Origin of the sequence: Duganella levis, assembly GCF_009857605.1 — a bacterium.
In the GTDB taxonomy this organism is placed as follows: domain Bacteria; phylum Pseudomonadota; class Gammaproteobacteria; order Burkholderiales; family Burkholderiaceae_D; genus Rugamonas; species Rugamonas levis.
Map to the genome: position 1 here is coordinate 70,220 of NZ_WWCT01000018.1, position 25,670 is coordinate 95,889.

General features: G+C 62.5%; 27 protein-coding genes. 14 read left to right on the plus strand and 13 right to left on the minus strand.

The features are described from left to right. Position 1: 1 nt before the first annotated feature. Entirely contained in the window at positions 2 to 544 is a 543-nt protein-coding gene (locus GTP69_RS20505; RefSeq protein WP_161056588.1) for an FKBP-type peptidyl-prolyl cis-trans isomerase, read from the minus strand. 83 nt (positions 545 to 627) lie between these two features. Here GTP69_RS20505 and GTP69_RS20510 point away from each other — a divergent pair, with 83 nt between their 5' ends. From GTP69_RS20510 to GTP69_RS31865, 9 genes are all read left to right on the plus strand, one after another. Beyond that, the gene (locus GTP69_RS20510; RefSeq protein WP_229261065.1) at positions 628 to 1,593 is read left to right on the plus strand and encodes an AraC family transcriptional regulator; all 966 of its coding nucleotides are present in this window, start codon (positions 628 to 630) and stop codon (positions 1,591 to 1,593) included. A 93-nt stretch (positions 1,594 to 1,686) separates the two neighbouring features. Then, positions 1,687 to 2,241: a carboxymuconolactone decarboxylase family protein gene (locus tag GTP69_RS20515; RefSeq protein ID WP_110844601.1), complete on the plus strand. Its 555-nt coding sequence runs from the start codon at positions 1,687 to 1,689 to the stop codon at positions 2,239 to 2,241. A 2-nt stretch (positions 2,242 to 2,243) separates the two neighbouring features. Then, on the plus strand, positions 2,244 to 3,314 hold the full coding sequence (locus GTP69_RS20520) for an acyl-CoA dehydrogenase family protein (RefSeq protein ID WP_161056589.1): 1,071 nt from the start codon (positions 2,244 to 2,246) through the stop codon (positions 3,312 to 3,314). After that, the gene (locus tag GTP69_RS20525; protein ID WP_161056590.1) at positions 3,311 to 4,186 is read left to right on the plus strand and encodes an ABC transporter ATP-binding protein; all 876 of its coding nucleotides are present in this window, start codon (positions 3,311 to 3,313) and stop codon (positions 4,184 to 4,186) included. The genes GTP69_RS20520 and GTP69_RS20525 overlap by 4 nt, the downstream gene beginning before the upstream one ends. Beyond that, positions 4,183 to 5,412, plus strand: a complete 1,230-nt coding sequence (locus GTP69_RS20530; RefSeq protein ID WP_161056591.1) for an ABC transporter substrate-binding protein — start codon at positions 4,183 to 4,185, stop codon at positions 5,410 to 5,412. The genes GTP69_RS20525 and GTP69_RS20530 overlap by 4 nt, the downstream gene beginning before the upstream one ends. Then, a complete protein-coding gene (locus GTP69_RS20535; RefSeq protein ID WP_202424507.1) occupies positions 5,412 to 6,164 on the plus strand; it encodes an ABC transporter permease in 753 nt (250 codons plus the stop codon). Before GTP69_RS20530 ends, GTP69_RS20535 begins: the two co-directional genes overlap by 1 nt. Before the next feature lie 84 nt (positions 6,165 to 6,248). Further along, the gene (locus GTP69_RS20540) at positions 6,249 to 7,370 is read left to right on the plus strand and encodes a cupin domain-containing protein (RefSeq protein ID WP_110844605.1); all 1,122 of its coding nucleotides are present in this window, start codon (positions 6,249 to 6,251) and stop codon (positions 7,368 to 7,370) included. 16 nt (positions 7,371 to 7,386) lie between these two features. After that, positions 7,387 to 7,863 carry a DUF7931 domain-containing protein gene (locus GTP69_RS20545; RefSeq protein WP_161056592.1) on the plus strand — a complete coding sequence of 159 codons (477 nt, stop codon included), beginning with the start codon at positions 7,387 to 7,389 and terminating at the stop codon, positions 7,861 to 7,863. 283 nt (positions 7,864 to 8,146) lie between these two features. Then, a complete protein-coding gene (locus GTP69_RS31865; protein ID WP_161056593.1) occupies positions 8,147 to 8,380 on the plus strand; it encodes a hypothetical protein in 234 nt (77 codons plus the stop codon). A gap of 105 nt (positions 8,381 to 8,485) precedes the next feature. Here the strand turns inward: GTP69_RS31865 and bamC are convergent, their stop codons facing one another. From bamC to GTP69_RS20595, 9 genes are all read right to left on the minus strand, one after another. Further along, positions 8,486 to 9,685: an NlpB/DapX family lipoprotein gene (gene bamC / locus GTP69_RS20555; RefSeq protein WP_202424509.1), complete on the minus strand. Its 1,200-nt coding sequence runs from the start codon at positions 9,683 to 9,685 to the stop codon at positions 8,486 to 8,488. Between the two features lie 80 nt (positions 9,686 to 9,765). Then, positions 9,766 to 10,641 carry a 4-hydroxy-tetrahydrodipicolinate synthase gene (gene dapA, locus GTP69_RS20560; RefSeq protein ID WP_161056594.1) on the minus strand — a complete coding sequence of 292 codons (876 nt, stop codon included), beginning with the start codon at positions 10,639 to 10,641 and terminating at the stop codon, positions 9,766 to 9,768. 84 nt (positions 10,642 to 10,725) lie between these two features. Beyond that, the gene (locus GTP69_RS20565; RefSeq protein WP_161056595.1) at positions 10,726 to 11,274 is read right to left on the minus strand and encodes a class I SAM-dependent methyltransferase; all 549 of its coding nucleotides are present in this window, start codon (positions 11,272 to 11,274) and stop codon (positions 10,726 to 10,728) included. Positions 11,275 to 11,289: 15 nt separating this feature from the next. Continuing rightward, positions 11,290 to 12,492, minus strand: coding sequence for a tryptophan--tRNA ligase (locus GTP69_RS20570; protein WP_161056596.1), 1,203 nt, complete (start codon positions 12,490 to 12,492; stop codon positions 11,290 to 11,292). Positions 12,493 to 12,494: 2 nt separating this feature from the next. Beyond that, positions 12,495 to 13,172: a site-2 protease family protein gene (locus tag GTP69_RS20575; RefSeq protein ID WP_161056597.1), complete on the minus strand. Its 678-nt coding sequence runs from the start codon at positions 13,170 to 13,172 to the stop codon at positions 12,495 to 12,497. A 76-nt stretch (positions 13,173 to 13,248) separates the two neighbouring features. Then, positions 13,249 to 13,872 carry an L-threonylcarbamoyladenylate synthase gene (locus GTP69_RS20580; RefSeq protein ID WP_110844612.1) on the minus strand — a complete coding sequence of 208 codons (624 nt, stop codon included), beginning with the start codon at positions 13,870 to 13,872 and terminating at the stop codon, positions 13,249 to 13,251. A gap of 3 nt (positions 13,873 to 13,875) precedes the next feature. Continuing rightward, positions 13,876 to 14,751 (minus strand): protease HtpX, encoded by an 876-nt coding sequence (gene htpX, locus GTP69_RS20585; protein ID WP_161056598.1) that lies wholly within the window; start codon positions 14,749 to 14,751, stop codon positions 13,876 to 13,878. 120 nt (positions 14,752 to 14,871) lie between these two features. Then, a complete protein-coding gene (locus tag GTP69_RS20590; RefSeq protein WP_161056599.1) occupies positions 14,872 to 15,711 on the minus strand; it encodes a 3',5'-nucleoside bisphosphate phosphatase in 840 nt (279 codons plus the stop codon). 9 nt (positions 15,712 to 15,720) lie between these two features. Next, positions 15,721 to 16,602, minus strand: coding sequence for an alpha/beta fold hydrolase (locus GTP69_RS20595; protein WP_371868044.1), 882 nt, complete (start codon positions 16,600 to 16,602; stop codon positions 15,721 to 15,723). 140 nt (positions 16,603 to 16,742) lie between these two features. Between GTP69_RS20595 and GTP69_RS20600 the strand changes: the two genes are divergently transcribed. Further along, positions 16,743 to 17,267, plus strand: a complete 525-nt coding sequence (locus GTP69_RS20600; protein ID WP_161056601.1) for a gamma carbonic anhydrase family protein — start codon at positions 16,743 to 16,745, stop codon at positions 17,265 to 17,267. Positions 17,268 to 17,270: 3 nt separating this feature from the next. Further along, positions 17,271 to 18,227: an Hsp33 family molecular chaperone HslO gene (gene hslO / locus GTP69_RS20605; RefSeq protein WP_161056602.1), complete on the plus strand. Its 957-nt coding sequence runs from the start codon at positions 17,271 to 17,273 to the stop codon at positions 18,225 to 18,227. On the opposite strand, the gene GTP69_RS20610 is transcribed toward hslO, so the two are convergent. Together GTP69_RS20610 and GTP69_RS20615 are read right to left on the minus strand one after the other, a co-directional pair. Further along, positions 18,224 to 19,189, minus strand: a complete 966-nt coding sequence (locus tag GTP69_RS20610) for a bile acid:sodium symporter family protein (protein ID WP_161056671.1) — start codon at positions 19,187 to 19,189, stop codon at positions 18,224 to 18,226. The genes hslO and GTP69_RS20610 overlap by 4 nt on opposite strands. Then, positions 19,189 to 19,500: a hypothetical protein gene (locus GTP69_RS20615; RefSeq protein WP_161056603.1), complete on the minus strand. Its 312-nt coding sequence runs from the start codon at positions 19,498 to 19,500 to the stop codon at positions 19,189 to 19,191. Before GTP69_RS20615 ends, GTP69_RS20610 begins: the two co-directional genes overlap by 1 nt. A 125-nt stretch (positions 19,501 to 19,625) precedes the next feature. On the opposite strand from GTP69_RS20615, the gene GTP69_RS20620 reads away from it, so the two are divergent. From GTP69_RS20620 to GTP69_RS20630, 3 genes are all read left to right on the plus strand, one after another. Continuing rightward, positions 19,626 to 22,016, plus strand: a complete 2,391-nt coding sequence (locus GTP69_RS20620; protein WP_161056604.1) for a TonB-dependent receptor — start codon at positions 19,626 to 19,628, stop codon at positions 22,014 to 22,016. Further along, positions 22,016 to 23,218 (plus strand): glycerophosphodiester phosphodiesterase, encoded by a 1,203-nt coding sequence (locus GTP69_RS20625; RefSeq protein ID WP_161056605.1) that lies wholly within the window; start codon positions 22,016 to 22,018, stop codon positions 23,216 to 23,218. The genes GTP69_RS20620 and GTP69_RS20625 overlap by 1 nt, the downstream gene beginning before the upstream one ends. Positions 23,219 to 23,352: 134 nt before the next feature. Next, positions 23,353 to 24,450: a S41 family peptidase gene (locus GTP69_RS20630; RefSeq protein WP_161056606.1), complete on the plus strand. Its 1,098-nt coding sequence runs from the start codon at positions 23,353 to 23,355 to the stop codon at positions 24,448 to 24,450. Between the two features lie 37 nt (positions 24,451 to 24,487). On the opposite strand, the gene GTP69_RS20635 is transcribed toward GTP69_RS20630, so the two are convergent. Beyond that, positions 24,488 to 25,669 carry a hemin-degrading factor gene (locus GTP69_RS20635; protein WP_161056607.1) on the minus strand — a complete coding sequence of 394 codons (1,182 nt, stop codon included), beginning with the start codon at positions 25,667 to 25,669 and terminating at the stop codon, positions 24,488 to 24,490. Position 25,670 lies beyond the last annotated feature (1 nt).

Sequence of the window (25,670 nt, forward strand, 5' to 3'; positions counted from 1 at the left end):
ATTAGTGAATCGGGTGGATGGCGACGTGGTCGCCGTCTTCGCCTTCGTCGTCCTCGTCACCGTGGTGGTGGCCGTGAGCGCCGTGCACGTGACCGTGGGCGATTTCTTCGTCGGTGGCTTCGCGCACGTCAGCGACGTTCAGCGAGAAGCGCAGCGCCATACCGGCCAGCGGGTGATTGCCGTCCAGGACCACTTTGTCGTCAGCGATATCGGTCACGGTGAAGATCATGGCCTCATCGTCGCTGTCGCCGTCTGGCATGCCTTCAAACTGCATACCCACTTCCAGCGGCTCCGGCAGGCGGTTACGCGCCTCGACCTTTACCAGCGCTGCGTCGTAATCGCCGAACGCATCTTCCGGTTCGATCTGGATAATCGACGAGTAGCCGACTTCCTTGCCATCCAGTTCTTCTTCGATTTTCGGCAGGGTGTTCTCGTAGCCACCGTGCAGGTAAACCATAGGCTGACGGCCGTCTTCGATCAGATTGTCCTGGGCATCGGACAGTTTATAGTTCACAGTCACGACTGTATTCTTGGCAATCTTCATGTTATGCATCCTTTCTGTAATTAGCCCCGGATTATACCTTGGATCGGCGCGGGGCCGCTTTGCCACGCTGGCCGCATAAGGATATGCCGAATCCGTTCTGGCCGCAGCACGCCACACGTTTTACAATCATGGCCATGCAAGCCGCCACCTCCGACAAACTCGCCCAATGGCTGTTGAACAGCATCGAGCTGGACGCCGCCGCGCTGCACGTGGGCCGCTATTGCGGGCCATGGCGCGCCTCCACGGCCGGCAAGGCGCTGGCCAGCTTCCATCTGGTGCTGGAGGGCGACTGCTATCTGCACATCGACGGCCAGCCGCTGCTGCACCTGCACGCGCGCGATGGCGTGTTCCTGATGAGCGACGTGCCGCACTTCCTCAGCCCTTCGGCCGATCCGGCCATCCCGCTAAAGCGCCCCGCCATGCGGCCGCTGGGCGGAGCGGCGGAACCGGATAGCGCCGGCCTGGCGTGCGGTTTCTTCCGCTTCAGCGGCGCTTTGAGCCCGCTGGTGGTGGCGTCCTTCCCCGATTACCTGGTCTGCCGCAGCGGCGACGCCGCGCTAGGCCACAACGCAGCGCTGTTCGACATGATCCTGGCCGAAACCGGCGGCGATCCTGACAAGCCCTCGCCGCTGATTGCGCGGCTGGTGGAGCTGCTGTTCTTCTATCTGATCCGTCACGCCAGCCAGCGCGAGGCCCTGGGCGCCGGTCTGCTGGCGTTGGCGCAGCGCGGCGAGTTCATGGCGCTGCTGGACCAGATGCTGCAAAGCCCCGGCGAAGAGTGGTCGATTGCGCGTATGGCGGCGGCCGCGCATATGTCGCGGGCGGCCTTCTGCAAGCACTTCACCGGCGCTGGCGGCGTGACGCCGGCGCAGTTCCTGCTGCACTTGCGCATGCGGCTGGCCACGCAGCGGCTGAACGCCGGCGACTCGGTCGAGCAGGCGGCCAGCCATGTGGGCTACCAGTCGCATGCCGCATTCACGCGCGCCTTCAAACGCATCGTCGGCGAACAACCCGGCGCTTACCGCCGCCAACTGCGCGCCGCCGCATAAAAAGACGTTTGAACACAAAAGCGCGACTTTCGGGCATGGTGGAAAATCGCAGCCACGCTGATAATATACCGTCACCGTCTATGAAAGCCCACCATGTCCCGTCTAACCCTGCACACCCTCGACACCGCGCCTGAAGACAGCCGTCCCTTCGTCGAAAAGGCCATCGCCAACAACGGCTACCTGCCTAACCTGATCGGCGTGCTGGCCAACGCGCCGGTGGCGCTAGAGACCTACCTGACCGTCTCCGGCATCAACGCGCGCGCCAGCCTGTCGCTGGCCGAACGCGAAGTGGTGCAGATCACCGCCGCCCGTATTCACGGCTGCGACTTCTGCGTCGCCGGCCATACCGCGATCTGGCTCAAGAAAGCCGGCCAATCCGCCGAAGCAGTGCGCGCGCTGCATGAAGGCGCGCCGACCGGCGACGCCAAGCTGGATGCCGTCGCTGCGTTTGCGACCGCCGTCATCGCGCGCCGTGGCGCCGTTGACGACGCAGACCTGCAAGCCTTCCTGGCCGCCGGCTACAACCAGCAGCAGGCGCTGGAAGTGGTACTGGGCATCAGTCTCGCGACGCTGTGCAACTTCGCCAACAGCCTGGCCGGCACGCCGGTCAATCCGCAGTTGCAGCCTTACCTGCCAGGCGCGGTCTAAGCATGGCGACCCTGCACGATTGGCTGGCGCAGAACGCCGACACGCTCGATCAATCGGAATCGCTCAGCGATGAAGTGATGCCGGCGCTGGCCGCGCATGGCAGCTTCCGTGCCGGCGTGCCGCTAGCGCTTGGCGGTGAGCCCGGTGAATATGGCGATGTGCGCGACGCCATCCTCGGCATCGCCGATGTGGCGCGCTATTCGGTGACGGCGGCCTTCGTGTACTGGGGCCAGCGCAGCTTTATCGAGTATCTGCTGCAAAGCTCCAACACGGCGCTGCGCGACCGCTTGCTGCCGTCATTGCTGGACGGTTCGCTGGCCGGCGCCACCGGCTTGTCCAATGCGATGAAATTCTTGTCTGGCATGGAGCCTTTGTCGGTACAGGGAACGGCCGATGGCGATGGCTGGCGGTTAAATGGCAAGCTGGCATGGATTACCAATCTGCGGCCGCAGCGTTTTGTTGCGGCGGCTGCCGTGGCACCGGTGGATGGTTCAACGCCGCTGGTGGCGATGTTCGCCAGCGGCGACGATGGCGTGCAGCGCAGCGACAACCTACAACTGATCGCCATGCGCGGCAGTCACACGGCTGCGGTACGGCTGGAGAATGTGGCGGCACCGGCCGACTACGTCATCGCAGAGCAGGCGCCGGAGTGGCTGGCGCGCGTGCGGCCGGCGTTCCTCGGCATGCAGTGCGGGATGTCGATCGGCCTCGCCGCAGCGTCGCTGGACAAGGCGTCGCAGGTGGCGGCAGCCGCGCGCGGTCAGCTTGGTGAGCAGATCGCTGCCGCGCAGCAGGCATTAAAAGCGCTGACGGCGCAACTGCTGGACGGCGTGGCCGATGGCCGCTTCGTCACAGCTGCGCCGTCGATGTTCAAGCTGCGCATCGCGCTGGCGGAGCTGGTGCAGCAGGCGGTCACGCTGGAGCTGCAAGCCAAAGGCGGTCACGCTTATCTGGTGCAGGAGGAAGACGGCTTTGCACGCCGTTGGCGCGAATCGGCGTTCATCCCGGTGATCACGCCGAGCATCACGCAACTGCAAGCAGCGCTGGCCAAGCACGCGGCGGCGACGCAATGAGCAGCGACGGCGGGCAAGTGACGAGCGACGCGGCACCGAGCGGCGAGGCAAGCGACGGCGGGCATGCGACACGCGACGCGGCAACAACCGGCTGGGCGCTGCGCGCTGACGGTCTGACGTTTGCCTACGCTGGTGGCAAGCCTACGTTTAAAGACATCTCGCTCGGCGTACGGCCGCGCGAAATTGTCGCACTACTGGGCGGCAGCGGCTGCGGCAAGTCCACGCTGCTGCGCGTGCTGGCCGGTTTGCAGCCGCCCAGCACCGGCAGCGTGCAGTTCCTAGGCGACGCTCTAACCGAACCAAGTCCGCGCAGCGCGCTGGTATTCCAGCAAGCCAGCCTGCTGCCCTGGCTGAACGTCACGTCCAACGTCGGCTTCGGCCTGGACTTCTCGCGCCAGCCAAAGATCGCCCGCACGGAGCACACAAAGCGCGTGCAGGATGCAATTGACGCCGTCGGCCTGTCCGGCAGCGAGAAACGCTATCCAGCCGCCCTCTCCGGCGGCATGGCGCAACGCGTTGCCCTCGCCCGCGCACTGGCGCGTCAGCCGGAACTGCTGTTCGCCGACGAACCCTTCTCCGCGCTGGACGCCATCACCCGCGCCGAAATGCAAACCCTGCTGGTGGACGTGGTCCACCGCTGGCATACCGCCGTGCTGCTGGTCACCCACGACATCGACGAAGCCATCCTGGTCGCCGACCGCATCGTGCTGATGGGCGGCCGTCCCGGCGCCATCGTCCGCGAATGGCAGGTCGACCTGCCCCGCCCGCGCTTTGCCGACGGCGCCGCCGTCGCCGCGCTGCGACTCGACATCCTGGCCGCGCTGCAAGGCCAACGCACCACCGCATCCACTACGACAGAAAGCACACTATGACCCAGTCCCCTCACATCTGCGTATCCTCCGACTGCGACTGCGGCATGACCCGCCGCGACTTCCTGCGCGTGTCCGCACTGGGCACCGCCAGCGTCGCCGCGCCGCTGCTGTTCGCCGGCGACGCCATGGCCCAGCAAGGCCCGAAAGGCGACGACCAGCCGGTCAAGATCGGCTACCTGCCGATCACTGACGCCACGCCGCTGCTGGTAGCGCATGGCCGCAAGCTGTTTGAAGCCGAAGGCCTGCAAGCTGAAACGCCACGCCTGTTCCGCAGCTGGGCACAGATTATCGAGGCCTTCGTCTCCGGCCAGGTCAACGTGATTCACCTGCTGTCGCCGGCCACCATGTCGGTGCGCTACGGCGCCAAGTTCCCGGCCAAGGTGGTGGCCTGGAACCACATCAACGGCTCGGCGCTGACGGTGGCCAAGGACATCAACAAAGTCACCGACCTCGGTGGCAAGACGGTGGCGATTCCATTCTGGTACTCGATCCACAACGTGCTGCTGCAGGAGATCCTGGCCAAGAACGGCCTGTCGGTGGTGAGCAAGGGCCGCGACGGTAGCATCGGACCGAAGGAAGTCAACCTGATCGTGCTGGCGCCGGCCGAGATGGTGTCGGCGCTGGCCAGCAAAGCGATCGCCGGCTTCATTGTCGCCGAGCCGTTCAACGCGCTGGCCGAAACCACCGGCGGCGGCAAAGTGCTGCGCTTCTCCGGCGACGTGTGGAAGAACCACGCCTGCTGCGTCACCTTCCTGTCGGAGCGCGACATCACTACCCGTCCGGAATGGGCGCAGCGCGTCACCAACGCCATCGTCAAGGCGCAGCTGTGGACCCGTTCCAACCAGCTCGATACCGCGCGCCTGCTGTCCAACAGCGACAGCCACAAATACACGCCGCACGCGCTGCAAGTGTTGTCCAAGGTGCTGACCGTGACCGATTACGCCGACTACGAAAAGAGCGGCATCATCGTGCACAAGGACTGGAACCAGCGTCGCATCGACTTCCAGCCGTTCCCATTCGCCTCTTACACCGAGCAGATGGTGCGCGCCTTGCAGAAGGTCCGTCTGGAAGGCGACACCGGCTTCCTGCAAAAACTCGATCCCGCCTTTGTCGCCAAGGATCTGGTGGACGACCGCTTCGTGCGCAAGGCGATTACCGCCGTCGGCGGCCCGCAAGCCTTTGGCCTGCCGGCCAACCTGATGCGCACTGAAACGCTGGCCATCTGATGTTGCTGAAACGATTGGGCCTGCCGCTGCTGGGCTTTGCGGTGGCGCTGGTGCTGTGGCAGGCCGGCGTGACGGCGCTGGAGAAGGACACGCCGATCGCCGCCGCCTTCGCGCCGCAGCAGGCCGCACTGGCATTGGCGCAGATGCTGCAAGGGCCGGATATCTGGCACGACATCGGTTTGAGTCTGCGCCGCGTCGGGTATGGCTTGCTGGCGGCGGTGCTGATCGGCGTGCCGCTGGGTGTCCTGGTGGGTAGTTCGAAGCGCTTCGCAGCGGCCACCATGCCGCTGTTTCAGCTGCTGCGCATGGTGTCGCCGCTGTCGTGGATGCCGCTGGCGGTGATGACCTTGGGCGTGGGCGACGCGCCGGTGTACTTCCTGCTGGCGTTTGCGGCGGTGTGGCCGATTTTGCTGAACACCGCCAGCGGCGTGGCGCGGCTCGATCCCAACTGGCTGCTGCTGGCGCGCAGTTTGTCGGCCACGCGCAGCGAAACGGTGTTCAAGGTGGTGCTGCCGGGGATTACGGCCGACATCCTGACCGGCGTGCGGCTGGCGATCGGCATCATCTGGATTGTGCTGGTGCCGGCGGAGATGCTGGGCGTGTCGGCGGGACTGGGCTACTTCATCCTGGATGCGCGCGACCGGCTGGCGTATAACGAATTGATGGCGGCGATTGTATTGATCGGCATCTTGGGGTACAGCTTGGACTTTTTGGCCCGCGCCGCTCACGCAAGGTGGTTACACACGCGCTAGCAGTACCCCGCACAACGCTCAGTGGCGGGGTCTGACCCCATGCGGGGTCAGCCCCTCTGTCGGTTGGGGGTTTATAATCGCGGTATGAAAAAATTACCTCTCCTCGGCGACATCACGCCAGCCCAATTCCTGCGCGACTACTGGCATAAAAAGCCACTGCTGATCCGCAACGCTATCCCTGGCTTCAAGCCGCTGCTGAGCTTTGACGCCCTGACCAAACTGGCGTCCACCAACCACGCCGAATCGCGCCTGGTCACCGGCTTCGACGGCGAATGGGCCATGCAGCACGGCCCGCTGGAAACCCTGCCTGCGCGCGACAAGCGCGAATGGACCATGCTGGTCCAGGGCGTCAACCTGTTCGACGCCAAAGCAGACGAACTGCTGCGCCAGTTCCGCTTCCTGCCGGACGCCCGCCTCGATGACCTGATGGTCAGCTTTGCCACCGACGGCGGCGGCGTCGGCCCGCACTTCGACTCCTACGACGTCTTCCTGCTGCAAGCGCAGGGCCAGCGCCGCTGGAGTATCGGTCCGCAGAAAGACCTGTCGCTGATCGACGGCCTGCCGCTGAAAATCCTCGCCAACTTCACGCCGAACGAAGAATTCGTCCTGAATCCGGGCGACATGCTGTACCTGCCGCCGCACTACGCGCACGACGGTATCGCCATCGGCGACTGCCAGACCTATTCGATCGGCTTCCGTTCGCCGTCGTACCAGGAGCTGGGCGAGAACTTCCTGCAATTCATGGCCGATTCGATCGACCTGCCGGGCCGCTACGCCGACCCGGAGCTGGAAGCCACCAGCAAGCCGGCCGAGATCCCGCGCCACATGCTGACCGCGCTGACCGAAGAACTGAACAAGGTCCGCTTCACCGAGGAAGACATCACCATCTTCTTCGGCGAGTATATGTCCGAGCCGAAGCACAATGTGTTCTTCACCGGCCCGGCCAAGCCGCTCACGGTCGGCAAGTTCGGCGACGCGGTGGCCAAGAAAGGCCTGGTCCTGTCGCGCAAGACGCAGATGCTGTATCGCGGCAAGAACGTCTTCATCAACGGCGAATCGTTCGGCGTGGGCAAGCAGGACAAGGCCACGCTGGAACTGCTGGCCAACAACCGCCGGCTGGAAGGCGCGGAATTCGCCGCCGCCTCGGACGACGTGCTGGAAGCGCTGTACACCTGGTACCAGGACGGCTGGGTCGAGTTAGGCTAATTGCGGAGACGGCAAGATGGACAGACAAGTCATTCCCTTCACCACGCGGGCGGAATTTCAGCAGCACCTGGCCACTTGCCTGTCTGGCGCCCAGCACACGCTGCAGATGTTCGATCCGGATTACAGCATCTGGCAACTGGGCAGCAGCGCCACCGAGACCGAGCTGCGCCGCTTCCTGCACGCCGGCGGCAAATTGCAGCTGGTGGCGCACGACGGCCGCCTGATCGAACGCGAAGCGCCGCGTTTCCTGCGCCTGCTGAAGGATTATGGTCACCTGATCGAATTGCGCCGTACCAGCCAACAATTACGCCAATTAACCGACTCGTTCTGCATTGCCGATCAGCGTGATATGGTGCGGCGTTTTCATGCCGATCATTTCCGCGGGGAAGCCGTATTTAACGGGCCGCAAGACCTGCAAAACAGCCTGGAACGTTTCCTTACAATTTGGATAGAATCTAGCCCCGGTTTGGTCGCAAACTTCACTGGATTATGAGCGACTTAGGAGTAAAATACCGCCAACACGGTAGTTAGCAGGACTTGGCAGCAATCAGGTCCAAAACGAAATGTTGCGATATCGCAAAATAGTTATGCGTTAGGTCTATAGAACTATTGCGATGCACTAAAAATCGCTATAATATTCGGCTAGGAAGTTTCCGTTGTCTAGTAGGCACCTTTTAGGTACGAAAGCCTTCGAAGACGACCTAATTGAGCGATAATTACCGGTAATTATTAATCGCAACACTGTGTTTAATTTTTGAATTAACTAAGGAAAATCCATGAAAAAATCCCTGCTGATCGCCTCCCTGCTGGCTGTTGCTCTGGCTGCTTGCTCGAAAAAAGAAGAACCAGCTCCAGCTGCACCAGCTCCAGTAGCTGCTCCAGAAGCTGCTGCTCCAGCACCAGCTCCAGCACCAGCTCCAGCTGACGCTGCTGCTCCAGCCGCTGCTGCTCCTGCAGCTTCGGACGCTGCTGCTGCTCCAGCCGCTGCTGCTCCAGCTGCTTCGAAGTAATATCAGCTTGAGAAAAAAACCGGCTTCGGCCGGTTTTTTTTTCGTCCCGAGTTTTATAAATAAAACCCGGGTATAAAAAAAGCCGGCTTGCGCCGGCTGTTTTTATTACTTCAACTGTTCGTGCAGCAGCGTCACGATCTTTTCGCCGACCGCACTGGTTTCCGGCTGGCCCGAATTGTTCAGCACCTTAACGATGCTGGTATTGCCTTCGTTAGCCTTGACCGAAATACGGTAGCGTTGCGCTTCTTTATCCGCCTCATCCGACGAACCCCAGCTAAACAGCTTGCTGAAGAAACCTTTGGTTTCGGTCGCGTCGTTGATATAACGCACGAAGTAAACACCTTGGGTACGGTCGCGGTCTTCCACGGTGAAGCCAGCGCGGTCCAGCGCCAGGCCTACGCGGCGCCAGGCGCGGTCGAAGCCCTCGTCCACCTGCACGGCACGGTCGGCGCCTGCGCCCACCAGGGAGGCGTGCTGAGGCTGCACAATCGCGCCCTCCACTGCCGTCTTGGCCGACGCCAGCTGTTCGCCGCCGTTGCCCAGTTTGTTCATCATGCGCGCCAGGAATTCGGCTTCCAGGCCAGGATCGTTCGGACGCGGCATCCACTTGGTGGTTTCCTTGTCGGAACCGGTGGCGACTTCCTGCACGCCGCGATGGCTGATGTAGATCTCGCTGGAACCGTCGGCGCGGCGCTCGATGCGGGTGCGGAACTTGTCGCGCTCGCCGCTCGAATACACCGAGTCAAACACCTTGCCGATGGTATTGCGGATGAAATCTTGCGGGATCTTGGCGCGGTTTTCGTTCCATTCGGTTTCCATGATGCCGGAAGCTGGCAGCTCTTCCGACAGGGTGAAGCCCGAATCTTCCCAGAACTGTTTCAGTTGCGGCCACAGTTGCTCCGGCGTCTGCTTGATGATCAGCCAACGCTGGTTGCCGTCGCGCTCAACCTTGATGTCGCTCAGGCTGGTCTGCGCCACGGTGCCGGCGGCCGGCTGGCCTGGCACGATGATGGCGGTCTGGTTCAGGGCGCCCGATTGCGCCGCTTTCGAGGCGTTGTAGCCGGAAGCGGTGGCCACGCCATTGCTCGAATCCGGCAGCGAATAGCGGTTATCTTTTTGCAACTGGGTCAGATCCGGCGGCACGTCCAGCGTACTGGCTTTCTTGGCGGACTTGTAGTCCACCTTGTCGTTGCCCACCACCGAGCTGATCATGCCGCAGCCGCTCAGGCTGGTCACGGTGGCTACCACGGCGCCCACTACCAGCGCGCGCTGCGAGGAAATAAAAGCTGTCTTGCGAATAGTCATGTCGTTACTGTTTTAAGAAGCTGAAGTGCAGCAAAATATGATCCGACCAGGTCGGGGCTCGTTGCTCGTTGCTACGGGTTTTACAGGATGCCGGCTTCGCGCAGGGCGTCGCGAACGGACTCATGATAACCGTCCGCCAGCGGTACCAGCGGCAGGCGGATACCGGCAGGCATCTTGCCCATTTCGGCCAGCGCCCATTTCACTGGCACCGGATTCGGCTCAATGAACAGTTTCTGGTGCAGCGGGAAGACTTTATTGTTCAGCTCCAGCGCCTTGGCGACGTCGCCGGCGATGGCGGCGCGGCACATATCGGCCATCGCGCGCGGCGCCACGTTGGCGGTCACCGAGATATTGCCGGCGCCACCGGCAAGCATCAGGGCCATGGCGGTCGGATCGTCGCCCGAGTAGACAGCGAACGATTTCGGCGCCAGGCGCAGCAGGTCGTAGCCGCGGCCGATATTGCCGGTCGCGTCTTTCACGCCGACGATGTTCGGGATGGCGGCCAGGCGCAGGATGGTTTCGTTGCTCATGTCGGCCACGGTGCGGCCTGGCACGTTGTACAGGATCACCGGCAGGTCCACCGCTTCGGCGATGGCCTTGAAGTGCTGGTACATGCCTTCCTGGGTAGGACGGTTGTAGTACGGCACCACTTGCAGCGTGGCGTCGGCACCGGCTTCCTTGGCGTAACGGGTCAGCTTAATCGCCTCGGCGGTCGAGTTGGCGCCGGCGCCGGCGATGATCGGGATGCGGCCCTTGGCGTGGGCAACCGTCGCCTTGATCAGCGCGCAATGCTCTTCCACGCTGACGGTAGCCGATTCACCGGTGGTGCCGGCGATGACGATGCTGTCCGTACCTTCGGCGATGTGCCAGTCGATCAGCTTGTTCAAACCCTCAAAGTCCAGACTGCCGTCTGCGTGCATCGGGGTGACGATTGCTACGATGCTGCCCTTAATCATAGGAAACCACTGCTAAAAGTATTAAAACAACGATTGTAGTCGATAGGTCGGGCCTGTGGTGCATTCGGCGGGACAAATCAACGCTCAAAATGGCGGTAATAGCGCCGCCTCTCGGGGAAATTCAGGCTTCACGGCGCATAGTCGTTGCACCATGGCAGCTTTTGGGCTGTCGATGACGCCGTCTTCGAACGCCACCACCCGCAAACCGTGCTCGGCAGCCAGCGCCAGCAGTTCGCCCGGCTGCAATAAAAACGCCGGATTCGACGGTTTGCCGAACTGCGCATTGCCGTCGGCGAAGGTTTCATAGATCAGCACGCCATTTTGCGCCAGACTGCTCAGCATGTCGGCAATTAGCGGCCGATGCAGGTAGTTTGTAACCACGATGCCGGCAAAACGTTGCGGACCGAAAGGCCAGACGGCGCCCTCTTCCTCCAGGTCGATGGCGCTGGTAGTAATGCCGGGGCCACAGGCAGCAGCCAGCGCCGCCGGGTCGCGGTCAACCGCCACCACTTCGTGGCCCAGCGCCGCCATATGCCGCGAGTGGCGGCCGCTGCCGCATGCCAGGTCCAGCACGGCGCCGCCGGGGACCAGGGGCGCATAACGCTGCACCCAGGGAGAGATATGATCGCTCATTTGATTTACCTGCTTTTACGTATAGACCAGGCCCATGGCCTCGCGCACATCGCGCATGGTTTCCTGCGCCATTTTGCGGGCCACGTCATTGCCGTCGGCAACGATGGCGCGCACCAGCGACGGGTCGTCCAGATAGGGCTGGGCGCGCTCGTGCATCGGCTCCTGTTCCTTGATGATGGCGTCGATTACCGGCTGTTTGCACTCAATACAGCCGATGCCGGCCGACTTGCAGCCCTTGACCACCCACTCCTTGGTGGCGCTGTCGGAATACACCTGGTGGAACTGCCACACCGGGCAACGCTCGGGATCGCCGGCGTCGGTGCGGCGCACGCGCGCCGGGTCGGTTGGCATGGTCTTGATTTTCTTGCTGACCGATTCCTTGTCCTCGCGCAGCGCGATGGCGTTGCCGTAGCTCTTGGACATCTTGCGCCCATCCAGCCCCGGCAACCGGGCCGCTTCGGTCAGGCGGGCCTGCGGCTCGACCAGGATCAGCTTGCGGCTGCCTTCCAGGTAGCCGAACAGGCGTTCGCGGTCGCCCATCGACAGGCTCTGGGCGTCGTCCAGCATGGCCTTGGCCTGTTCCAGCGCCTCGTCCTTGCCGTCCTGCTGGTATTCGGTGCGCAGCTCGTTATACAGCTTGGCGCGTTTGCTGCCCAGCTTTTTGACGGCATCCTGCGCCTTCTCCTCGAAACCTTTTTCTTTGCCGTACAAGTGATTAAAACGGCGCGCAATCTCGCGCATCATTTCAATGTGCGGCACCTGGTCTTCATCGACCGGCACCTGGCTGGCGCGGTAGATCAGCACGTCTGCTGCCTGTAGCAGCGGATAGCCGAGGAAGCCGTAGGTTGCGAGGTCTTTGGTGGCCAGATTCTCGATCTGATCCTTGTAGGTCGGCACCCGCTCCAGCCAGCCCAGCGGCGTGGCCATCGACAGCAGCAGATGCAGTTCGGCGTGCTCGGGCACGCGCGACTGGATGAACAGCGTCGATTGCGACGGATCGACGCCGGCCGCCAGCCAGTCGACCAGCATGTCCCAGGTGCTGCGCTCGATGACGGTGGGGTCGTCATAGTGCGTGGTCAGCGCGTGCCAGTCGGCCACGAAGAACAGGCACGGCAGCTCGGTCTGCATCCTGATCCAGTTCTTCAGGGCGCCGTGGTAGTGACCCAGATGCATGGCGCCGGTAGGACGCATGCCGGAGACAACGCGATCGGGATACATAGTCAACTCAACAGGATAAGGAGGGGTTTGACCAGAATACCGTAGATATATTGCATGATCGAGATGCCGCCGTTCATGTAGCCGCTCAGCATGCCGTAGTAGACCATCGCAATCAGGCCGATGAACACGATCAGGCTGTAGCGCTCAATCTTCGCGTACTGGCGCGCAATCGCCATCGGCAGCAGCCCGGTGACGATGCGGCCACCATCCAGCGGCGGCAGCGGAATCAGATTGAATACGCACATCGAGCAATTCACCAGCACGCCCATGCGCGCCATCTGCACGAAGAAATCGTGCATGTCGAAACTCAGTCCCTGCACCAGCACCACCCACAGCACCATCCAGCCGAAGCCCATGGCGAAGTTGGCGGCGGGGCCGGCGGCGGCGACGAACGCCATCTGTTTCTTCGGATTGCGCAGGCGGCCGTAATCCACCGGCACCGGCTTGGCATAGCCCAGCGGCGGCAGCGTTGCCAGCGCCAGCATCAGCGGCAGCAGCACGGTGCCGAACGGGTCGATGTGCTTGAGCGGGTTGGCGGTCAGCCGGCCCTCGTTGGCGGCGGTCGGATCGCCGAAATAGCGGGCGACGAAGCCGTGAGCGGCTTCATGCAGCGAGATGGCAAAAAGGATGGGGATCAAGGCCACCGCGATGGCCTGGACAATACTATCGATGTCGTTCATGGAGCGGGATTCTACCAGAGGCTGGATTGCCTACTTGCGGCGCCGTCAAAGGCCGGCGCCCTCGCCTAATATGGAATCAGAGTCCGAATGCGCTGGCGTCGCCCCGGCCCTGGCGCACCAGCACGGCTTCGGGTCCGGTCAGGTCGATAACGGTGGTCGGCTCCATGCAGCAGGCGCCGCCGTCGATGATCAGCTCCAGCTGCTTGCCGAGCCGGTCGCAGATGACGTCGGCGTCGTTCAGCGCCTCGGTCTCGCCCGGCATGATCAGGGTGCTGCCCAGCAGCGGCTGGTCGAGCTCGGCCAGCAGCGCGTTGACGATGTTATCTTCCGGCACCCGCAGGCCGATGGTCTTGCGCGAAGGATGGCTAAGACGGCGCGGCACCACCTTGGTGGCCTCAAGAATGAAGGTGAACGGCCCCGGCGTCGCCGCCTTCAGCAGGCGGAACTGGCGGTTGTCGACGCGGGCGTAGACGCCCAGCTCGCTCAAATCGCGGCACAGCAGGGTCAGATGGTGCTTTTCGTCAATGCCACGGATGCGGCGCAGGCGCTCGACGGCGCCCTTGTCGTCCAGATGGCAGACCAGCGCATAGCTGGAGTCCGTCGGCACGGCGACGATGCCGCCGTCATGGATGATCTGCGCCGCCTGCTTGATCAGGCGGGCTTGCGGATTGACGGGATGGACCTGGAAAAATTGGCTCATGCCTTATTGTACTGCACGCAGCGCGGCGATACGCTGCTCGAAAGGTGGATGGGTCGAGAACAGCGCGCCCCAGCCACCGCCACCGGTGATGCCCGAGGCCGCGAACGACTGCGGCAGCGCGCCCGGCTCGATGCCGTTCAGGCGCGCCAGCGCGTGCTGCATCGGCACGGTGCTACCCAGCAGCTTGGCCGAACCGGCATCGGCGCGGAATTCGCGTTGGCGCGAGAACCAGGCCACGATCAGCGAAGCCAGCAGGCCGAACACGATTTCGCAGACGAACACGGTGATCATGTAGCCAATGCCCGGGCCACGGCGCTCTTCGTTCTTGTTCAGCATGTTGTCGACAAAGAAACCGACGATACGGGCCAGGAACACGACGAAGGTATTGGTCACGCCCTGGATCAGGGTCATGGTCACCATGTCGCCGTTGGCGATGTGCGCCACCTCGTGGCCCAGCACGGCTTCGACTTCGTCGCGGTTCATGCTTTCCAGCAGGCCGGTGGAGACGGCGACCAGCGCCGAATTCTTGAAGGCGCCGGTGGCGAAAGCGTTCGGCTCGCCCTGGTACACGGCGACTTGCGGCATGCCGATGCCGGCGCGCTCGGACAGCGCCTTGACGGTATTCACCAGCCACAGTTCGGTGGAGTTGGACGGATTCTCGATCACGCGCGCACCGGTCGACCATTTGGCCATCGGCTTGGAGATCAGCAGCGAAAAGATGGCGCCGGTAAAGCCGACCACCAGCGAAAACGCCAGCAGGCTGCCCAGTTGCAGCGTGCTGCCCGAGCCCGGACGGCCAATGCCCAGCAGCGACAGGACGATGGACAACACCACCATCACAGCGAGGTTGGTAGCGATAAACAGGACAATGCGTTTCATATCAAGAATCTCCGGTACGGACAGTTTGCCGAAATAATAAGGTAAGACCGGGCGGGCGCAAAATCAAGAGCCCGGCGGCCAGATGCCACCGGTAATCTTGCAGCGATTTCACCGCGCGGGTTAGAACCAGTCGTGCCAGACCGGCGTGACGTTGGCGGGCAGCGGCGGCAAGGCGGCAAAATCGACGCGGGATTCGCCCGGCGCGTGGAAATCGGTGCCGCGCGAGGCCAGGAAGCCGTAATAGTTTGCTAATTGCGCATATTCCGGATACTGGTCCGGCGTATGGCTGCCGGTCACCACCTCGATGGCGGCGCCGCCCAATTGCTTGAATTCCTCGAACAACTGGTCCTGCGCCAGCTGCGTGAAGCGGTAGCGGCCCGGATGGGCGATCACGGCGATGCCGCCGGCGCCGCGAATCCAGTCGACCGACTGCTTCAGCGACGCCCAGCAATGCGGCACGTAGCCCGGCTTGCCTTCGGACAGATACTTTTTGAATACCTCGCCCGTGTTGGCGCAGGCGCCGATCTCGACCAGATAGCGCGCAAAGTGGGTGCGCGACATCAGGTCCGGATTGCCGACGTATTTCAGCGCGCCTTCGTAAGCGCCTTCGATGCCGATCAGTTCCAGTTGCTTGGCGATCTCGCGGCCACGGTTGTCGCGGCCGGAACGGGTGCAGGCCAGACCATCCACCAGCGCCTGGTTCTTTTCATCGATTTGCAGGCCGACGATGTGCACCGTCTCGTTGGCCCAGGTAATGGAGATTTCCACGCCGGTGACAAAGCGCATGCCCTGCGCGGTCGCAGCGGCGCGCGCAGCTGGAATGCCGCTCACCTCATCGTGGTCGGTCAGCGCCCAGACGTCGACGCCGGCCTTGCGCGCGGTTTCCGCCACGGCAGCCGGAGCCAGAACGCCATCGGAGACGTTGGAATGACAATGCAGATCAACTTTCATAACAGGCATTGTACAACGTTAGCCGGCGAGGAATTCCTCTATCATTTCCGCTAGCGCTTGAGGCTGATCATGGTGCAGCATATGACCCGCATCGTAGACCATCTTGCTGGTAACGTCGCGCAGATAGGCCAGGCGGCGTTCCAGTTCCACGCGTCCGGCCGGCTTGGCGCCCATCCAGTCCCACATATTGGTCTGGTCGGCTTCCACCCACAGCACCGGCGCGCTGATTGCCTGCCAGCACGCCATGACGTCATCCACATGATATGGCAGCGGACCGGCCTGCTTGTGCACCGGGTCGCCGAGAATTTCCCATTCGCCGGCATCGTTCTGCGCTGACCAGTGCTGCGCCAGGAAGGAGGCGCGCTCGTCGCTCAGGCGCGGGTTGGTCTTTTGCAGGCGCGCGGCGACGGCGGCCTGATTGGGATAGGTGCGCATCTCCGGCTGCTCTAGCAGGCTGTCCATCCACTTGGCGTAGCGGCCCGGTGTTTGCTCCGGCTTGGCGCTGCGCAGGCCCGCGCCTTCCAGGTTGATCAGCTTGCGGATGCGCTCCGGCCGCGCGCCCGCATACAGGCCGACGATATTGCCGCCCATGCTGTGGCCCAGCAGGTAAACCGCCTGGTCCGGCGAATAGTGGCGCAGGATGGCGTCCAGGTCGGCCAGGTAGTCGGGGAACCAGTAGGTGTCCAGGCCGTTGCGCTGCGACAGGCCGAAGCCGCGCCAGTCCGGCGCGATCACGTGCCAGTCGCCCTTCAGCTCGTCCACGACGAACTGGAACGAGGCGCCCACATCCATCCAGCCATGCATCATGAACAGCTTGGGTGCGCCTTCCCTGCCCCAGTGGCGCACGTGGCAGCGCAGGCCGCGGATGGTCAGGAATTCGGAACGGGATGGAGTGTGCATGCTCATTGCGTGGACCTTGAAATTAGGGACGGCAGCGCCATATCGGATGCTTACTGCCGCAAAGCAAAATAATAGCACGACCGTTCGCTACCTGCGCAAGCGTAAAATAGCGCCATCCCACCGCACTCAACCAGGTTCCAATGTCTATATATCAACTGGGCGATCACACGCCCGAGATAGCTGCATCGTCATTTGTTGCCGATTCTGCCACTGTGATTGGCAAGGTCAGCCTGCACGACAACACTTCGGTGTGGTTCGGTGCGACGCTGCGTGGCGACAACGAGCGTATCACCATCGGTGAAAACAGCAACGTCCAGGAAGGCACGGTGATGCACACCGACATGGGCTACCCGCTGAGTGTGGGCCGCAACGTGACCATCGGCCACCAGGCCATGCTGCACGGCTGCACCATTGGCGACGGTTCGCTGGTCGGCATCCAGGCCGTGATCCTGAATGGCGCGGTAATCGGCAAGGGCTGCCTGGTGGGCGCCGGCGCATTGGTCACGGAAGGCAAGACCTTCCCCGACTATTCGCTGATCATCGGCGCGCCGGCCAAGGTGGCGCGCCAGCTATCGCCGGAAGAAGTCGCCGCCCTGCAAGGCAGCGCCGACAGCTATGTAAAACGCGGTCAACTGTTCAAGACGCAACTCAAAAAGATCGGATAAATAATGAGCATTACCATCACTGGCCAGGACACCCTGCAAAAATTCATCTTCGATAACGCTGCCGTACGCGGCGAGCTGATCGACATTTCCGCCACATGGCGCGAAGTGCTGTCGCGTCACGAATACCCGGTCGCGGTCAAGAAGCTGCTGGGCCAGATGACGGCGGCGGCGGCGCTGCTGTCGGCCAACCTGAAGTTCAACGGTTCGATCATCATGCAGATTCATGGTGACGGTCCGGTGCGCCTGCTGGTGGTCGAATGCGATGCCGAGCTGCGCCTGCGCGCCACTGCCAAGCTGAACCCGGACCTGGCGATCGCCGACGACGCCAACCTGACCACGCTGCTGAACCCGCATGGCAACGGCCGCTTCATCATCACGCTCGATCCGCTCGACAAGATGCCGGGCCAGCAGCCTTACCAGGGCGTGGTGCCGCTGGATGGCGACGACGTGGCGACCGTGATTGAAAACTATATGCTGCGTTCCGAACAGCTGGATACCAAGCTGTGGCTGGCGGCGGACGATAATGTCTCGCGCGGCCTGCTGCTGCAAAAGCTGCCGCATCACGGCGGCAAGGCGGAAGCCACGCCGGTCAGCGAAGAAGATGCGCTGGAAACCTGGAACCGCGCGGTCATGCTGGGTTCCACGCTGAAAGAGCAAGAGCTGCTGGACACCGGCATCGAGGTGCTGATGCAGCGCCTGTTCTGGGAAGAGACCATCCGCGTGTTCGATCCGCAGCATCCGCAGTTCCATTGCAGCTGCACCCGTGAAAAGGTCGGCAATATGCTGAAGATGCTGGGCCGCGAGGAAGTGGAAAGCGTGATCGCCGAGCTGGGCCATGTCGGCGTCAACTGCGATTTCTGCGGCCAGCACTACGAGTACGACAAGGTCGATTGCGCGCAGCTGTTTGTCAGCAACGACCCGGTCGAAGCCTTGTTACCGGCCGGCGAAGTCAAGCACTAATCGACTTCCTTGGCGTAGCGCTGTGCCAGCACAGCGCACACCATCAGCTGCAACTGGTGGAACAGCATCAGCGGCAACACCACGGCGCCCAGCGCGCCGCCTGCGAACAGAACCTTGGCCATCGGCACGCCGCTGGCCAAGCTCTTTTTAGAACCGCAGAACACAATCGCAATCCGGTCCTCGCGATTGAAACCCAGCCGCCGCGCTGCCTGCGCGCTGATGAACATCACCAATCCCAGCAGCAACGCATTCACCACCATCAGCCCGGCCAGCGTGGCCCACGACACGTCGTGCCACAAGCCCTGCCCGACCGCTTCGCTGAACGCCGTGTACACCACCAGCAGAATCGAACCCTGATCCACCAGCCGCGTCAGCGCCTTGTTGCGCTCAACCCAGCCGCCGATCCAGCGCCGCGCGATTTGGCCGGCAATGAATGGCAGCAACAGCTGCAAGGCGATCTGCAAGGCCGAGTCCAGCGGCGAACCGCCCGCCATCTGCGCCGAGGTCAGCAAGCCGACCAGCACCGGCGTCAGGAAAATCCCGAACAGGTTCGACGCCGACGCGCTGCAAATCGCCGCCGGCACATTGCCGCGCGCCGCCGCCGTGAAGGCGATCGACGATTGCACCGTCGATGGCAGCATGCACAGGAACAGGATGCCGAGGTACAGGTCCGGCGTCACCAGCGGCGTCAGCACCGGTTTCAGCAGCAGCCCCAGCAAGGGGAACAGCGCGAAGGTGCACAGCATCACCAGCAGATGCAAGCGCCAGTGCGTAATGCCGGCCACCACCGCCTCGCGCGACAGCTTGGCGCCGTGCAGGAAGAACAGCAGCGACACCGCGATGTGAGTGATGTTATTGAAGATGACTTCACCCTGTCCATGGCAGGGGAAGAAACTGGCGGCGATCACGGTCGCGATCATGGCCAGCGTGAAGTTGTCTGGCAAAAAACGGGGACGCTTGATCATTTAGGGCACTTCACTTCCAGCACATCGATGGCGCCCACGGTTTTGGCGGACGAGGCGCTGCGCACCAGGTCGACGCGTTCCAGGCAATTTTTCTGCACCAGCCGCTCGTAGGTGCGGGTGCAGCTGATCACGGCGTCGGCGCCGCTGCCGGCGTTACAGTAGAAGCCTTCGGCCTGCATGCGCACCAGCGCCTGCTCCATCGGCATGCCGGGCTGCACGGTTTGGGTAACGAAATGACCGAGCCGCGACTGGTCGATTGAACAGGCTGCCAACACCAGTGGCACGGCCGCCAACAAAATTCTGCGCATGCGCATTGCTTCTCCTCAATCTCCTTATTTCCAGCCAGCAGTGTAACGCAATGTCAGCGTCATGATCCGGTCACACTTGCCACCTATGATGCGCTGCGTTATTCATCCCTTAATCTGGACAATTCATGAACAAGAAATTCTCCGTAGTTTGCTTCGCCGTGCTGAGCTTGCCTATGCTGGCGATGGCAGCCAACGTTGCTGCCGCCGTTGCCGATATGGCTGACACCCCTGCCGCCGTCGAAGCTGCTTCGGAGGCCGAGGCCGCCGCCGCTGGCCCGATCGCCACCGTGGAAGTGGCTACCCGCAAGACCCGTTCGTCGGTCGAGCTGGGCAAGAACGATATGCAGAAAATGCTGCCGGGCATTAACCCGCTGAAGGCGCTGCAAACCCTGCCGGGCGTCAGCTTCCAGACCGCCGACCCATGGGGCAATAACGAGCAGAATCTGTCGCTGTTCATCCACGGCTTCAGCGGCTCGCAGCTGGGCTACACGCTGGACGGCGTGCCGCTCGGCGACCAGCAATACGGCAACTACAACGGCCTGTCGCCACAGCGCGCCATCACCAGCGAAAACGTCGGCAGCGTGATCCTGTCGTCGGGCGCCGGCGACCTGTCGACCGCTTCCACCAGCAACCTGGGCGGCACCATCGAGACCTTCTCCAGCAACCCGCTGGCCAACCAGAACGTCGCCGTGCAGCAGACTGTCGGCAGCTACAAGACCTCGCGCACCTTCGTGCGCTACGATACCGGCAACTTCGGCGACGGCAACAGCGCCTACATCTCGGCCGTGCACCACGAGCAGAAAGCCTGGGACTTCAACGGCCGCCAGGGCGGCGACCAGGTCAACGCCAAGTTCATCAACAACGGCAACAACGGCAAGCTGACCCTGTACTTCGCGTACTCGGACAAGATCGAGCCGAACGAAGACAGCACCGTGCGCTCGGCTACCGAGAAGTACCAGCCGTACACCCGTCCGTTCATGTACCCGAACTTCCAGCAAGCGGTGAACTACCTGTCGGCCACCGGCGGCACCCCTGCGGCGGACGGCAACAACTACCGCAACTACTACAGCGATGCGCAGCGTACCGATTACCTGACCTACGCCAAGTACGACTGGAACATCAACGACACCACCACCTGGTCGAACCAGATCTACTACCATAACGACGACGGCGTCGGCGTGGTTGCCGGTCCTATCGGCGTGGCAGGCTTGCCGGCGCTGTTCGCGGTCTACTTCCCGGGCCAGAACCTGAAGCAGGTGTTCGGCAACTCCGGCTACGCCACCCGCACCACCGAATACACGATCAACCGCAACGGCTGGCTGTCGAATTTCAAGACCGAACTGGGCAACCACACCCTGCAAGCCGGCCTGTGGTTCGAGCACAATCGCTCGTCGGCTTACCGCCGCTGGTATGCGCTGGATGTGAACAATCCTAGCTCGCCATACGACCGTCCAAGCAATCCGCTGATCACCCAGTACGGCAGCGAAATCGACAACAAGGTCGCCCAGTTGAGCCTGCAAGACGAATGGCGCGTGCGTCCAGACATGACCTTGCTGGCCGGCTTCAAATCCAGCCTGCAATTTGCCGATGGTCAGTTCCCGGTGCAGCCGAAGAACGGCGCGATTGCCGGCTCGACCGCGCTGCCGGTGGGTAATATCGACACCAAGAAATGGTTCCTGCCGCAGATCGGCGGCCGCTGGGATATCACCGCGCAAGACCAGGCTTTCTTCAACGTGCAGAAAAACATGCGCCAGTTCGTCACCTACGGCGGCGGCGGCGCGTCGCCATGGAGCTTGTCGAGCCAGGCCGCGTTTGACCTGTTCAAACAGACCGCCAAGCCGGAAACCTCGATCACCTACGAAGCCGGCCTGCGCAGCAGCCACCAGCTGAACTGGGGCTCGCTGAGCGCGATCGATGGCCAGATCAACGTCTACCACGTCGACTTCAAGGACCGCCTGCTGCAGATCAGCCCGACCTCGGTGATCTCATCGATTATCGGCGGCAACCTGGCGGTGCTGACCAACGTCGGTAGTGTCAAGACCAACGGCATTGACCTGTCGGCCACCGCCCACTTCGGCCGCACCTTCTCGCTGTACAACGCGCTGTCGTACAACGACTCCAAGTACAGCGACAACTACCTGAACGGCACCGCCACCGTGCAAACCGCCGGCAAAAAAGTGCCAGGCAGCCCGGAGTGGATGAACAAGACCGTCGCCACCTTGACCGTGGCCGACACCGAGTTCCAGCTGATCGGCGACTACGTCGGCAAGCGTTACGCCACCTACACCAACGACCTGTCGGTGAACAGCTACTTCCTGATGAGCCTGGGCGTATCGGGCAAGCTGCCATTCCTGAACGGCGGCTGGCTCAAGAACGCGCGCTATCGCCTGAACATCACCAACCTGGCCAATCGCGAGGGTGACCTCAACGTGGTGGTCGGCGCGGCCAGCGGCACGTACAATACCTTCCCAATTGCACCTCGTCAGGGCTTCCTGACTTTGATGGCGGACTTCTGATGACCACACTTTATTTGCCTAAGCGCCTGTCCCGTCGCGGCTTCATCCAGACTGCGGCAGTGGCGACCGGCGCGGCCGGCGCCGCCCTGCTGCTGCCGGGCTTGGCCCACGCCGCCAGCATGCTGACGCCAGGCCCGTTCGCCACGCCGGACCTGTCCGGCATGCCGGGCGTCGGTCCGGTCGGCGTGGCGCAGCCGCGTCCGCTGATCTTCGGCCACCGCGGCGCCAGCGCGCTGCGTCCCGAACATACGCTGGCCTCGTACGCCAAGGCGATTGCCGACGGCGCCGACTATGTCGAGCCGGACCTGGTCAGCACCAAGGACGGTGTGCTGGTGGCGCGCCACGAAGCCTTCCTGAGCGAGACCACCGATGTCGGTAGCCGTTCGGAATTTGCCAGCCGCAAGACCCGCAAAACCATCGACGGCGAAACCCACGAAGGCTGGTTCGTCGACGACTTCACGTTGGCCGAACTGAAAACGCTGCGCGCGGTGGAGCGGATTCCGCAATACCGTCCGGGCAGCGCGCAGTACAACGGCATGTTCCAGGTGGCGACGTTTGAAGAAATCATCGACTTCGTCGCAGCCGAATCGGCGGCACGCGGCCGCATCGTCGGCATCGTGCCGGAGCTGAAGCACTCGACCTACTTCGCCAGCGTCGGCCTGCCGCTGGAAGACCGTTTCCTGGCGATCATTGCAGCGCACGACTACACGCGCCGCAATCCCATCGAGATCCAGTCGTTTGAAGTGGCCAACCTGAAATACCTGCGCGGCAAGCTGGGCCGCCGCGCCAACCTGCGCCTGATGCAGCTGGTGATCGGCGAGAATGTGCGTCCGATGGACGTGGCAGCCGCCGGCGGCACGCTGACCTTCGCACAGATGTGCACGCCAGCCGGCCTGCGCGACATCGCCCAGTACGCCGACGTGGTGGCGCCGCCAACGCGCAGCATTATCCCGTTGAAAAAAGACGGTTCGCTGGATGCGCCATCGTCGCTGGTGGAAGATGCGCACAAAGCCGGCCTGCGGGTGGAGCCATGGACCTTCCGTCCGGAGAACCACTTCCTGGCCGTCGACTTCCGCAACAGCGCCGGCGACGCCGTCCGCAACGAAGCCGGCTCCATCGCCGAAATCAAACGCTACATCGCCACCGGCATCGACGGCTTCTTCACCGACGACCCAGCCCTGGGCCGCGCCGCCCTCGCCTAAGCAACCCGGGGTCAGTTCTGACCCCGGTTTACCTCCCTCATCCGAAATGATTTGACAGATTCACAAATAACAAATTAACATTAAAATACATAAGCCCTTATGGATTATTCTTTTTTACGGAGACAATCTCGATAATGCGTAAACTTCTTCCCATCGCAGTCATGGTCCTCTGCGCCACCGCCTTCGCCAGCGCGCGAGCACAGGCGCCCGGGCCGGCTGCGGCGGCGCAACTGGCCCAGCCGTTGAGCGCCGCCGACAAGGCCGCAACCGTCGACCTGCTGGCCCAACGCCTCTCCGCCAAATACATTTACGCTGAGGCCGGCGACAAGATGGCTGCCGCCGTTCGCGACCACTTGCGCAAGGGTGACTACGAGAAGATTAAGACGGATGAGGAATTCGCAAAATTGCTGACGACCGATATCCAGGCTGCGAACCCGGACAAACACCTGAGCATCCGCTACGTCCCCAATGCACGACCTGATATGCCTCGCCCCACTGCCAAGCAAGGCATGCCGGATGACATGCGACAGCGTATGACCGAAGTGGGCAAACACATCAATTTCGGATTTGAAAAGGTGGAGCGTCTGCCGGGCAATATTATCTACCTCAAGTTCGACGCGTTCTTTGAAGCGAATCTCGGCAAGGCAGCCGCGACGGCCGCAATGAACCTGGCAGCCAATGGCGACGCGATGATCATCGACCTGCGCGAGAATGGTGGCGGCGACCCGAACATGGTGGCCCATGTGGCAAGCTACCTGCTGGGCGATCAGAAGATCCATCTGTCGGACATCTACTACCGCGCGGACAATGAAACCAATTCCTTCTGGAGCGATCCCGCCGTGCCGGGCGCGCGCTTCGGTGCGGACAAGCCGGTCTACGTGCTCACCAGCGGCAACACCTTCTCCGCAGCGGAAGATTTTACCTACAACCTGCAGGCCATCAAGCGCATCACGGTGGTGGGTGAAACCAGCGGCGGCGGTGCGCATCCGATCCAGCCGTTCCGTATCGATCCTAATCTGGTCGCCGTCATCCCGATCGGACGCTCCATCAACCCGATCACCAAAGCCGATTGGGAAGGCGCCGGCGTTAAACCCGACGTTGCCATCGCCGCCGATAAGGCGCTTGCCAAGGCAAACGCACTGGCGCTGCGTAAGATATTGCCAGCGATTAAAAATCCCCAGGAGCGGTCTACCCTGGAGAAAAAACTCGCCGAGTTGGAAGCAACTTTGTAGATGAAAAAGGCCGGAGTTTTTCCTCCGGCCTTCTACTTTAACGGTTGGCCTGACGAGTAGCATCCGCCTTTGGCAGGGCGGCGGTCATGTCGACCCAGCTTTGCGGCTGCGGTTTGTTGCGCTCACGGACGCCGAAGAAGCTGACTACCAGGTCGCCATTCTTGTCGAAGAATTCCACTGACGTCACGCCGGCACGCTTGATCACGTAGCCGCTGTGGAAGGCGCTGTCGCGCAGGTGCAGATTAAACTCCGGATCGAGCACGTTGAAGAAGCCGCCGGCTTCCTGCACCTTGACGATCTTGCCGCTGTAGATCTGGATCGTGGCGTCATTGCCGAGGAAGGCCATGATGTCCAGCTTCTGCTTGGCCGACTCTTCCAGCAGTTGACGCACTGCCTGCGGCGTGATCGGCTGCACCTTGTCCACTGGTCCCAGGCGCAGCGCCTGTTCGCGCGACATGCCGAACTCGGTCACCAGGCGGTTGAACTGGTGCACATCGTTCAGTTCATTCCACGCCAGTTGATATTCCTTGACGTCGATCGCGCTGTCCGGCTTGACGGCCGGCTTGAGCGGTGCTGCCGCCACTTTCAGGTCGGCGCTTTGCACCGGATTGCGGAAGTCGGCCACGATCTTGTCGAACACCGCCACGCCGGCATCGCTCTTGACGTACAGCTTGTGCGCGGCGTTGCCGCTCTGGTCGAAGAATTGCAGGCTGCGCGTGACGGCGCCGTCCTTGCCCGGCTGTACCACGGCAAACGCGTACTTCCAGTTTTTAAAGGTGAAGCGCAGATCGATCTCGCCGCCCAGATAGCCGCCGGCGATGTTGCGCAGGCGTGCTTCGCGTTCCTTTTCCTTGTCGGCGTCGAGGCCGGCGATTTCTTCCTGCGGCTTCAGGCGCGTGGCGACGCCGGTGCGTTCGATGACGCCGTTTTCATTGCGCGTCAGCGCCATCACGGTGCCGAGGTCGAGCGCGCGGCGCATGATTTCGCGCGGCACGTTGTCGCCTTCCTGCAAGCGCGTGACGGTCTTGCCGAGGCCGGTGGTGGCCAGCAGTTCGGCTTCCGAGACGTTCAGTCTGGCGGCGGCGTCGCGCAGCGCCAGCTTCGGCTGTTCGGCGCGCAGCGTGTCGTAGCGTTCGGCCAGACTGGCTGCAACCGCCGGCACGGACGAGATCAGCAAGGCGCCGGTCAGCGCCAGGGCAAATCGATGGTGGGGTTTCATG